This window comes from Rhodococcoides kroppenstedtii (assembly GCF_900111805.1).
Lineage (GTDB): Bacteria > Actinomycetota > Actinomycetes > Mycobacteriales > Mycobacteriaceae > Rhodococcoides > Rhodococcoides kroppenstedtii.
Genome location: NZ_FOJN01000012.1, coordinates 78,896 through 89,973 on the forward strand (window position 1 = coordinate 78,896; position 11,078 = coordinate 89,973).

General features: G+C 71.4%; 9 protein-coding genes. 5 read left to right on the forward strand and 4 right to left on the reverse strand.

The annotated features are described in order from the left end of the window. Positions 1-71 precede the first annotated feature (71 nt). A complete protein-coding gene (locus BMZ18_RS14245; protein WP_068360985.1) occupies positions 72-1,157 on the reverse strand; it encodes a hypothetical protein in 1,086 nt (361 codons plus the stop codon). A gap of 99 nt (positions 1,158-1,256) precedes the next feature. On the opposite strand from BMZ18_RS14245, the gene malQ reads away from it, so the two are divergent. Then, positions 1,257-3,395: a 4-alpha-glucanotransferase gene (malQ, locus tag BMZ18_RS14250; RefSeq protein WP_371828506.1), complete on the forward strand. Its 2,139-nt coding sequence runs from the start codon at positions 1,257-1,259 to the stop codon at positions 3,393-3,395. A gap of 40 nt (positions 3,396-3,435) precedes the next feature. Here malQ and BMZ18_RS14255 read toward each other — a convergent pair whose 3' ends face one another. After that, positions 3,436-4,617: an NAD(P)/FAD-dependent oxidoreductase gene (locus tag BMZ18_RS14255; RefSeq protein WP_074922263.1), complete on the reverse strand. Its 1,182-nt coding sequence runs from the start codon at positions 4,615-4,617 to the stop codon at positions 3,436-3,438. 253 nt (positions 4,618-4,870) lie between these two features. On the opposite strand from BMZ18_RS14255, the gene BMZ18_RS14260 reads away from it, so the two are divergent. Genes BMZ18_RS14260 through BMZ18_RS14275 form a run of 4 tightly spaced genes read left to right on the forward strand, consistent with a single transcriptional unit; the run spans position 4,871 to position 8,638 of the window. Next, positions 4,871-5,881 (forward strand): ATP-binding cassette domain-containing protein, encoded by a 1,011-nt coding sequence (locus BMZ18_RS14260; RefSeq protein WP_068360979.1) that lies wholly within the window; start codon positions 4,871-4,873, stop codon positions 5,879-5,881. After that, positions 5,878-6,681 carry an ABC transporter permease gene (locus BMZ18_RS14265; RefSeq protein WP_068099832.1) on the forward strand — a complete coding sequence of 268 codons (804 nt, stop codon included), beginning with the start codon at positions 5,878-5,880 and terminating at the stop codon, positions 6,679-6,681. Before BMZ18_RS14260 ends, BMZ18_RS14265 begins: the two co-directional genes overlap by 4 nt. Positions 6,682-6,740: 59 nt before the next feature. Next, on the forward strand, positions 6,741-8,204 hold the full coding sequence (locus BMZ18_RS14270) for a DUF2079 domain-containing protein (protein ID WP_244516540.1): 1,464 nt from the start codon (positions 6,741-6,743) through the stop codon (positions 8,202-8,204). Positions 8,205-8,251: 47 nt separating this feature from the next. After that, a complete protein-coding gene (locus BMZ18_RS14275) occupies positions 8,252-8,638 on the forward strand; it encodes a hypothetical protein (protein WP_068360977.1) in 387 nt (128 codons plus the stop codon). A 16-nt stretch (positions 8,639-8,654) separates the two neighbouring features. Here BMZ18_RS14275 and BMZ18_RS14280 read toward each other — a convergent pair whose 3' ends face one another. Both BMZ18_RS14280 and BMZ18_RS14285 read right to left on the reverse strand, forming a co-directional pair. After that, a complete protein-coding gene (locus BMZ18_RS14280; protein ID WP_139203978.1) occupies positions 8,655-9,695 on the reverse strand; it encodes a hypothetical protein in 1,041 nt (346 codons plus the stop codon). After that, entirely contained in the window at positions 9,692-10,951 is a 1,260-nt protein-coding gene (locus BMZ18_RS14285; RefSeq protein WP_139203979.1) for a DUF8176 domain-containing protein, read from the reverse strand. Before BMZ18_RS14285 ends, BMZ18_RS14280 begins: the two co-directional genes overlap by 4 nt. Positions 10,952-11,078 lie beyond the last annotated feature (127 nt).

Below are 11,078 nucleotides of genomic sequence, written 5' to 3' on the forward strand. Positions count from 1 at the left end.
GGATCGGAGCCGACCGCTCTATCCGATCATTCGGAAGGGGGGCTCGGGTGGGATTCCGCCCGATCGGGTTCTCACCATTGATCGCGCGAGATCTGATCGGACACGGAATGGGTGTTGTCCGCCGAGATCTCGCGGTCGCCCGAGCGACCCAGGAGGTCCTCGATGCGGCGGTCCAATCCCGCCGTCTGCGCGAGGACGTCCAGCGAGCGGTGCTCGACCTCGGCGACGGCGATCTCGTCCACCACGCGGGACAGGGCAGCGACGCGGTCGATCACCTGGTCCCAGACCGGGATGAGATCGCCGCGGCGACGGAGGATCTCGCGACGGCCCTCGTCGTCGATCGCGTCGCCCTGCGCCTCGAACGCGGCGGTCAGGTCCGCGTCGAGGGTCGCCAGCGCCACCACGTCGACCGCGATGCCGACCAGTTCGAGGCCGGGGTCGAGCTGGGCCCGCGCCACCGCGAAGAGGTCGGTGTGCCAGATGCGCGCACCCAGAATGCGGTCGTGGTACGTGCCGGCGAGGAAACCGATGGTCTCGTACCGGTCCGTGAAGCGGTCGACGTCGATTCCCGCCACGGATCGAGCCAGCGCGGCACCGCGCTCGTGCACCGGCTCGAGCCGGTCGGCCGCCAGGCCACCGAGAATCTCCCGTGCCCGACCCAGCGGACCGGGGCCGGCCCCCAGCGGGGCGGGGGTGTGGCACAGTGCCTCGAACAGCGCGGTGCGTTGATCGACGTCCAGATGCAGACCGTCGCGTCGGTCCCGTCGGATCGCCCGCACGCCCGTCGCGTAGTGGGCCGAGCTCATGACGAATCGCGTCCGCAGACCACCGAGACGCCGAGACAACAGCGCCTTTCGCTGCATCAGCGCCACCCGCGTCGGACCCGCGCGGCCATGAGACAGCCGCTCCTCGATCCAGTCGAGCTCCCGCACCAGCGGACGCAGCGCCGCGAAGCCCCCGATGGCCGGGAAGCGGCGACCGGCGCGCAACCGCGCGAGCGCGACGGACCGGACGGTGTCGTCCACCCGACCCAGCGCGTAGAGCAGCGCCGCACGATCGGAGAGCGGCTCGTGGACCGCGTCGATGCGGGCCGACTCCGCGATGCGGCGGACCGTGTCCGCGCGTCGAGCGCGATCGTCGGTGGGATCACCGGGCATGCGTCACACCTCGCTGGAAGCCGAACCGGGTTCGTCGGACCTCTCCATCGTTCCAGACCGTGGACGCATCACCGGTCCACCGCGGCCCTCGGTCCCGGGATGACGCCCCGACCGCGCACCGCCTCTACGATCGATCGGGTGACCGACATCGATCGCCTCCGCACGCTCGCCGACCTCCACGGCGTCGCGACTTCGTACGAAGGATGGGACAAGACCCGTCGCGACGTCGCCGAATCCACCCTGCGCGCGGTGCTCGGCGCGCTCGACGTCGACGCGAGCGACGACGACGCGGCCGACGCCGCCATCTCCGCGCACGAGCAGGCCCCGTGGCGGCGCACCCTGCCACCGTCCGTCGTCACCGTGGCGGGCACGGACCGCGACGTGCCGGTGCACGTTCCCCACGGGCGGTCGGTGACGCTGTCGATCGAGACCGAGAGCGGCGAGCGCCGCGAGACGCAGCAACGTGACGTGTGGGTCGACCCCCGCGAGATCGACGGCGCGCTCGTCGGTCGCGCGACCTTCGCCCTGCCCACCGACCTCGAGCCCGGGTGGCACACCCTGATCGCCGACGTGGACGGTGACGAGCCGTCGACGTGCACCCTGGTGGTGACCCCGCCCGTGCTGTCCACCACCGCGGCACTGGCCGACCGGCAACGCTGGGGCGTCCTGGCGCAGCTGTACTCCGTCCGGTCCCCGCGGTCCTGGGGCGTCGGCGATTTCGCGGATCTGGCCGACATGGCGTCGATCCTCGGCGAGGACCACGGCGCGGACTACGTGTTGGTGAACCCGTTGCACGCGGCCGCGCCGCGCCCGCCGATCGAGGCCTCGCCCTATCTCCCCACCACCCGTCGGTTCGTCAACCCGCTCTACATCCGGGTCGAGAACATCCGGGAGACGGCCATGCTGCCGCGGGACAAGTACGCGCGGATTCGCGACGCCGCCCGTCGCCTGCACCGTGCGAACACTCGCACCGATTCGATCGACCGGGACAAGTCCTTCCGCGCGAAACTGCGTGCCCTGGAGGCCGTGTTCCTGGTGCCGCGCAGCCCCGCCCGCGAAGCGGCGTTCGCCGAGTTCCGTCGCGAGGAGGGCGAGGGGCTCTACAACTTCGCCACCTGGTGCGCGTTGACCGAGAAGTTGTCGCCGTCCGACGAGCGGTGGCGGACCAAGGCCGCCGGGCCGCGCACCCCGTGGGTCGAGCGGCAGCAGGTGAAACTGACGCACCGCATCGACTTCCACTGCTGGCTGCAGTGGATCTGCGATGAGCAGCTGGCCGACGCGCAGGAGTCCGCACACCGCGCCGGCATGGACATCGGCGTCGTGCACGACCTCGCCGTCGGCGTCGCGCAGGGCGGTGCCGACGCGTGGTCGCTGGGATCGGCTCTGGCCGAGGGCGTCACGGTCGGCGCCCCGCCCGACGACTTCAATCAGCAGGGCCAGCAATGGAATCAGCCGCCGTGGCGGCCGGATCGGTTGGCCGAGTTGGGGTATGCGCCGTATCGCGACATGCTGCGCACCGTGCTCAAGCACGCCGGTGGTCTCCGGGTCGACCACATTCTCGGCCTGTTCCGCCTCTGGTGGATTCCGACCGACGCGGCGACGCCGGCCGAGGGCACGTACGTCACCTACGACCACGAGGCCCTGATCGGGATTCTCGTCCTCGAGGCGGACCGCGCGGGCGCCGTGGTGGTCGGCGAGGATCTCGGCGTGTTCGAGCCGGTCGTGCAGGAGTACCTGGCGTCGAGAGGCGTTCTGGGAACGTCCATCCTGTGGTTCGAACGGGACGACGACGGTCCGATCGATCCCGCCGAGTATCGCGAACTCTGCCTCACCTCGGTCACCACCCACGACCTCCCGCCCACCGCCGGGTATCTCGCGGGCGAGCACATCGACCTGCGTGCGCGATTGGGCCTGCTCGAGCGTGACGTCGAGTCCGAGCGGGAGCAGGACGAGGCGCAGCGAGAGTCGGTGCTGGACCTGGCACGTCGGCACGGGTTGCTGTCCGACGACGCCTCGACGGCCGAGACCGTCGCCGCGCTGCACCACCTGATCCAACGCAGTCCGTCACGGCTGCTGGGGGTGGCCCTGGTGGACATGGTCGGCGAGCACCGCATCCAGAATCAGCCGGGGACCGACGAGACTCAGTACGAGAACTGGCGAATCCCGTTGGCGGACAGCGCCGGTCGTGCGGTCTCGGTGGAGGACCTGCGCCGGGCGCCGTCGCTGATCGAGGACTGAGCTCGGCCCGGGTGCGGCGCCCCGCCGCACCCGGCCGAGGTCACAGTGCGCCGACGAGGTCCTCGCGGGAGCGCGGCGCGTCCGACTTCAACATCTCCTTGGCCTCGTCGAGGCCCTCCCAGACGTTCCACATGAGCACCCCGCGCAGCACGGAGTTCTCGTCGAGGTAGTACACGACGCCCTCCTTGCCCGGCGTCTTCCAGTCCTCGACGGTCGTCAGCTCGGTGCTCATCGTCCCGACGGCCTGATAGCCGTTGTCGTAGACGTCCGAGTAGAAGTACGGCGTGTAGGTGTAGGGATCGGTGGAGCCGGCCATGATGCGGCCCGCGGTCGTTCCCATCTCGTTGGCGTTGTCGACGTGCTCGATGCGACGACGCCCGAGGATCGCGTCCGGATAGTTCGCGACGTCGCCGGCGGCGTAGACGTCGGGATCCGCGGTCCGGAGATACTCGTCGACGACGATCCCGTTGTCGACGTCGAGTCCGGCCTGCTCGGCGAGGTCGACGTTGGGCTTCACACCGAGACCGAAGACGACGGCGTCCGCGTCGAGCGTCGATCCGTCGTCGAGCGTCAGGGTGACCGACGAGCCCGACTGCTCACCGGAGGACACCTTCACGCCCGTGCGGATGGTCACGTCGTGGTCGACGAAGCTCTGGTGGAACTCGCGCGCGAGGGTCTCGGGGAACATGTGCCCGCCGACGACGTCGTCGCTGGTGACGAGCGTGACGGTCACGCCGTTGAGCGAGAGCGCGGCGGCGATCTCGGTGCCGATGTACCCTCCGCCGACGACGGCGACGTGCGTGCCCTCCGACGCGAGAGCCCGCAAGCGTCGATAGTCGGCGAACGTCCGGAAGTACACGACGCGTTCCGACGGCGGCAGGTCGAGCTGCGTCGGTGCGGCGCCGGTCGCGAGCAGCAGCGACCGGTAGGTGTGGGTGTCGCCGGCGTCGGTGGTGACCGTGTGGGCGTTCCGGTCCAGTCCGGTGACGGTGGTGCCCGTGACCACGGTGGCGCCGGTCTCCTCGGTACCGAGGGGCACCTTGTCCGTGGTGAACTCCTCGTCGGTCCACAGCTTCTTGCTCAGCGCGGGACGGGTGTACGGGGCGTCGACGTCGTTGCCGACGACGAGGATGGACCCGTCCGGGTCCTGTTCGCGAATTCCCTTCGCGGCATTGTCGGCGACCATGCCGCCCCCGACGATGATGTAGTCGTACTCGGACACCGCGAACCCCGTTCTGTCGTCTACCTGCGAACGCCGAGTCGGAGGCGAGAGCCACCGCACCCGGCCGTGACGGTCGAATAGCCGCACCCGTTCCCTCCTCAAACCACCGACGCACCCCCGGGGGACCGGCCCGGGGTCCGCGTGGGGCGAATCGTGTCGGTGGCTCGTGGTGCGATGAGTTCCGCGGTCGGCCGGAGTCAGTCGTAGGTAGGTCGGCGCGAACCAGGCGAGAACCGGGCGAGAAGGGGAGAACATGGGCAGACGGGGAGACTCCGGACCGGCCATCGTGGCCACCGGGCTGGTCAAACACTACGGGGACGTTCACGCGCTCGACGGCTTGGACCTCGAGGTCCAGGAGGGGACGGTGATGGCGCTGCTCGGCCCCAACGGCGCGGGCAAGACCACCACCATTCGTGTTCTCACCACCCTGTTGACGGCGGATGCCGGCACGGCCACCGTGGCCGGGTTGGACGTGGTGAAGGACGCGGCCGAGCTGCGATCCCGCATCGGCGTGTCCGGGCAGTACTCGGCGGTGGACGAGTACCTCACCGGCTTCGAGAACCTCGACATGGTGGGGCGGCTCTACCATCTCGGAGCCAAGCGCAGCGCCGCCCGCGCGCGCGAATTGCTCGAGAGGTTCGACCTCGTGGAGGCGGGCGATCGCCCGGTCAAGGGGTATTCCGGTGGCATGCGCCGTCGACTCGACCTGGCCGGCGCCCTGGTCGCGGATCCGCCCGTGCTGTTCCTCGACGAGCCCACCACCGGACTCGATCCGCGCGCACGCATCGAGCTGTGGTCCGTCATCGACGAGTTGGTGGCGGCGGGCACGACTCTGCTCCTCACCACGCAGTACCTCGAGGAAGCGGATCGTCTCGCCGACCGGATCGCGGTCATCGACCACGGCGTGGTGATCGAGCGGGGAACGGCGGACGACCTCAAGTCCCGCGTGGGCGGCGCTCGCATCGATCTCACTCTCGGCTCGGACGACGATCTACGCACCGCCGCCGAGGTCCTCGGCCGGACCGCCGGGGACCTGTCCACCGACCCCTCGTCCCGGCGAATCACCATGCCGGCGTCCGACGGTGCAATCACGCTGTCGGACGCGCTGCTGGCGTTGCGCGAACGTGACGTGATTCCCACCGACGCCTCGTTGGCCAAGCCGAGCCTCGACGACGTGTTCCTCACCCTGACCGGCCGCGCCACGGCCGACGACACCGCCGATTCCGACGCCGCGGCGTCCGCCTCGACAGGATCCGTCCGATGACCGCTCCCCTGCTCGCCCTGTCCGACGGCGTCACCATCGCCCGGCGCAACCTCATCAAGCTCAAGCGGGTTCCGGACCTGATCGTCTTCACCCTGCTCTCGCCGATCATGTTCGTGCTGGTCTTCGCGTACATCTTCGGATCGGCGATCGACGTCCCCGGCACCTCCTACCGCGAATTCCTCATCGCGGGCATCTTCGCGCAGACCGTGATCTTCGGCTCGACGTGGACCGGGCTCGGGCTCGCCGAGGACATGCAGAAGGGCATCATCGACCGCTTCCGGACACTGCCCATGGCCCCGTCGGCCGTGCTGGTCGGCCGCACCAGCAGCGACATCCTCATCAACGTGATCTCGCTGGTGGTCATGTCGCTGACGGGCCTGCTCGTCGGATGGCGCATCCGGTCCTCGTTCCTCGAGGCGCTCGCGGGGTTCGCACTCCTGTTGCTCTTCGCCTACGCCCTGTCCTGGGTGATGGCCGTGATCGGACTGTGGATCCGGACGCCGGAGGTGTTCAACAACGCGACCTTCATCGTTATCTTCCCGCTGACGTTCATCGCCAACACCTTCGTGCAGAGCTCGGACCTGCCCGGTCCCCTGCGTGTGGCGGCCGAGTGGAACCCCATCTCGGCCATCACCCAGGCCTGTCGCGATCTGTTCGGCAACACCAGCCCGTTGGCACCGGTCCCGGACGTGTGGCCGCTGCAGCATCCGGTCCTGGCCACCCTCGGATGGTCGGCCCTGATCCTCGCGATCTTCGTGCCGCTCGCCATTCATCGCTACAAGAAGGCCGTCAGCCGCTGACCCGGCGACGGGGTCGTTCACAGCCGCGTCTCACGATCGTCGTGTAGACACTGAATGCTGTGACGGCCCTCGAGAACGCTTCGACCACCGCGGCCGCACCGGCGACCCGAGCCGGTGCGGCCGACCGCGCGCACTCGGCCGTGGCGAGACTGCTGCGTCCCGGCGTCGCTCTCCCGGCCGCGGCGTTCCTGCTCCTCGCTCCGCTCTACGCCGCACTCTCGGTGACCGGCCACTACCAGGGCCGGACGTCCGGCTTCGACCTCGGGATCTTCGTGCAGCAGATCTCGTCCTACGCGGCTGGGCGGGCGCCCACGTCGGATCTGCTCGGCACGGGATGGAACACCCTCGGGGACCACTTCTCCCCGATCACGGTGCTGCTCGCCCCGCTCTACGCGCTGGCGCCCGCACCCGAGACGCTCCTGGTGGCGCAGGCCGTGTTGTTCGCCGTCGGCGTCGTCCCCCTCACCCGATGGGCGTACCGCGACCTCGGGTTCGTCGCCGCGCTGGTGGTCGCCGTCGGATACGGACTGTCGTGGGGACTGCAGTCGGCCCTGAACTTCGACTTCCACGAGATCGCCTTCGCCGTGCCGCTGCTGGCCTTCGCGATGTCGGCACTGGGGCAGGGACGGTGGCGTGCCGCCGCGGCGTGGACGCTCCCACTGGTCTGGGTCAAGGAGGACATGGGCCTGACGGTGGTCGTCGTCGGCGCCCTGATCGCGCTGTGGACCACCGGGCGCACCCGGCTTCTGGGGGTGGCCACCGCGGCGTGGGGTGCCGCGTGGACCGTGCTCGCGGTGACGGTCGTCGTGCCCGCGCTGAGCCCGGACGACGCCTACGGGCAGGGGTCCAAGCTGCCGCCGCTGACCGAAGGCATCGCGGAGACCACCCACGGCCTGGTGAGCGGCGATTCCCGTGCGGCGACGATTCTGCTGCTGCTCGCGATCACCGGGTTCGCCGCGCTGCGCTCACCGCTGACGCTCGTGGCCGTCCCCACGGTGGCGTGGCGGTTCCTCAGCGACAACACGAACTTCTGGAAGCCGATCTTCCACTACAACGCCGTCCTCATGCCGATCCTGTTCGCCGCGCTGATCGACGCCCTCGTGCGAGGGCGGACGCGCGGCGAGCTCTCGCCGCGGGCGGAACGCATCGTGCTCGCTGTGGTCGCCGCCGTCGCCCTGATCGCGCTGCCGTTCCAACCCTTGGCTCGGCTCGCCTCCGCCGACGGATGGCGCGTCGATCCACGCATCGAGACGGTGCGCGAGGTGAGCGCGGACATCCCCCGCGACGCCCGGGTGTCCGCGTCGAACGATCTGGTGCCCCACCTCGTCGCCACGCACCCCACAACGGTCTTCCCGCAGCGTCCGTCGGACTCGACCACTCCCGACTGGATCCTGGTCGACCAGGCGAATCCGCCGGGCTGGCCCCAGAACGCCGAGGGCGACCGCCGGGCGGTGAGCGCCGCGCTGGACGACGGGTACCGCGTGGTCGACGACGTGAACGGCATCCTCGTTCTCCGGCGCTGACGGGCCGGCAGGTGGAGTGGACGGCGAATCGGGGTATGACGCCGGGTATGACATCGACGACGTCCTCCCTGCTGACCCGCGCTCCCCGCGTGCTCGGCGCTCTCACCGTGGCGTACAGCGCCGTGGTCCTCGCCTCCCCGCGGACCCTGGCCGCGCCCGCCGGCTTGACGTCGGATTCCGGGTTCGTCTCCCCGTCCGTCGCCACCGCGGTGCGCGGCCTCGCGTTGCGGGACGTCGCGAGCGGAGCAGCCATGGTGGTGGCACGGCGAGGAACCCCGCTGCGCACGGCGATCGGCGTGCGGGTCGCCTCGGACCTCGGTGATGCGGCGCTGTTCGCCGTCGCGGCCCCCGACGCCGCGACGCGGGCCAAGGCCGTCGCCGTCGCACTCGGTTGGGGTGCATTGTGCGCGGCCTCCGCGCGTGTGGCGGGCTGAGGCGACCGTCCTCGCCCTAGCCGGGAGTCGGGTTGGTCCACCCCGGATCGGCACCGTGACCACCGCCGTCGTCGGACCCGGACGGAGCCGGATTCACCCACGACGGTCCGGACGTCGACTCGGTCCAGGTGGCCTCCGCGCCGGCCGGCGGTCTGTCGGCAGCCGCGTGTCGGCTGCCCGACTCCCCTGGTCGCTCGCCCGCGGGCCACGTCGCCCCGGCGCCGGCCACCCGATCGGCCGGTCCATCGGGGCCACCCGGCAGGTCGGGATCAGGACCGCCCGCGTCGGGATCGGGACCGGCGCCTCCCCCGCCGTGCGGTCCGGGCCCACCCGTCGGCGCCGACGGGGCGGTCTGGACCTGGGGCGTCGCGGGTAGCGGTACCGGACTCGGCACGGGGGCACGCTGCGGTTCCGGCTCCTCCGGAACGTCCTGTGAGGGCGGTACCTCTTCCAGCGCGCCGGACTGCGGCGGCGCGGGCCGGTCCGGTTCCTCGACGACGGCCGGCTCGATGGGCACGTCGACGGCTGTCGGAGCCGGGGGCTCCTCGGCAGCAGGCGGCGGGGCCGACGGCGCGGACACGGCCGGTGCAGGAGGCGGCGGCGGGGTGAGTCCGGGGACCTCGAACGGCAAGGGCGGCAGCGGCGGCAGGACCCACGGCGCCGGAGCCGGGGCCGGCGCCGCGCCCGACTGGCTGTTCGCGGCGGCGGCCTCGGCGAGCGCAGCGCGCTCGGCACGCGCCTCCGCCTCCTTGCGCTCCTCCTCCTCACGTTCGGCGGCAGCGCGGTTTCGGGCGGTGTCTTCCATGACCCGTTCCTGGAAAGTCATCCCGGACCGGCGCTCGTCGTCGGCTTTCCGCTCCGACAACGACATCTCGTCACGGTCCGCCGTGGACGGGTCCTCGTCGGACGTCGACGGCGCCGCCAGCGCCGAGGTCGGCGCGCCGATCGCGACGGCGGCCACCCCGCCGGTCACCAGGCCCGCCGCCGCGATCCACGGCATCAACCCGCGGGACCACCGCGATGGTGCTGCCCGGTGCAGCGTCGCTGTCGGTCTCATCGTCCCGTCTCCGTATCCGTTTCGGTGGGCGCGGAACACGCTGCGCTGCACTCGATCTTGCGCACGATGGTGAATCCGCGGTCGCCGCCGCGCACGACGAACTGCTGGTCGAAATCGAACTGCCGACCGTCCGGCGTGATCAGAGTCAGGACGGCGTCGTACACGTCCGGGGCGCTGGTCGGACGAATGTCGAGGCGATGGGTCGTACCCGGCTGCACCGCGTCGATGGACGACTGGAGGTCGGCGACCATCGCGGCACGGTCGACGCCCGCGGGCAGGTCCCACAGCGCGGCCGCCGCGGCGGCGTCCCGGTCCCGGTAGTAGAGGTCGTCGAACCGGGCGATCACGCCGGGACCGTCCAACACCACCTCGGCCGTCGACGCGCTCGCCGCGTCCGCCCGCGTCGACGCGCTCGCCGCGTCCGTCCGTGCCGACTCGGGGGCCGAATCCCCGCCACCGCCACCGCCACTCGCGAACAGCGCGACCGACGCACCCAACCCGACGACCAGGACGACAGCTGCCGTGGCGAGCGGAGTAACGACGGAACGGCGACGACGTCCGCCGCGCGCGCCTCCGATCGACCGACCGAGGCCGTGACCGACGCGGCCCCGCTCGCCGTGCGACCGGGCGCGGAGCGTGGCCGTGGTGCTCTCGAAGGACAGCACCGGTTCTGCGGAGGCGTGGCCGCGACCGGCCGGTCGCGGACGCAGGATCACCGCCGCGGCACGCGACCAGTCGGCGTCGGCGCTGTCGGCTTCGCCGGCTGCGATCCCCGGGAGCCCCTCGCCCCCGTCGAGTCCCTCGACACTCTCGGTCACGTCGAGGACGGTCCGGATGCCGGCCTCCCCGAGCCGGCGTCGCACCTCGGTGGTGCGTCCACACGCTCCGCCCGGGCGCACCACCGTGAGTCGCCCGGCGTCCACCAGGTCGGTCAGCGCGATCGCGCGCGAGACCGTCTCGTCGTCGACGACCGGCACCACCACGGCGTCCGCGTCGCCGGCGAGGACCTCGAACCAGGGATCGTCCGGTCGCGCGCAGACGACGACGGTCTGGCGCATCGAGGACAGCCGCGCCACCGCCGCCGCGACGTCGGCGGTGGTCAACGGGCGAGCGGATCGGCCCGACGCCACCTCGTCGACGCCGGATCGGCGCGTGCGCAACGGAGACCCCGTCGGGGGCATCCGGTCGGCAGCACCGTCACCGGTCGAGGCGAGCGCGAGTGTCGCCGCCGCCGCGTCGGCGGGATGCCACGCCACGACGCTGCCGGGACGATACCGACCGACCGCGTCCGCCAGGTCGCGGAGCACCCGCCGGGCGGGGTCCGACCGGTCGGACGGGCGGGCGGAGGCGGACGAAGATGGAGCCCCGAGGTCGACGACGAGG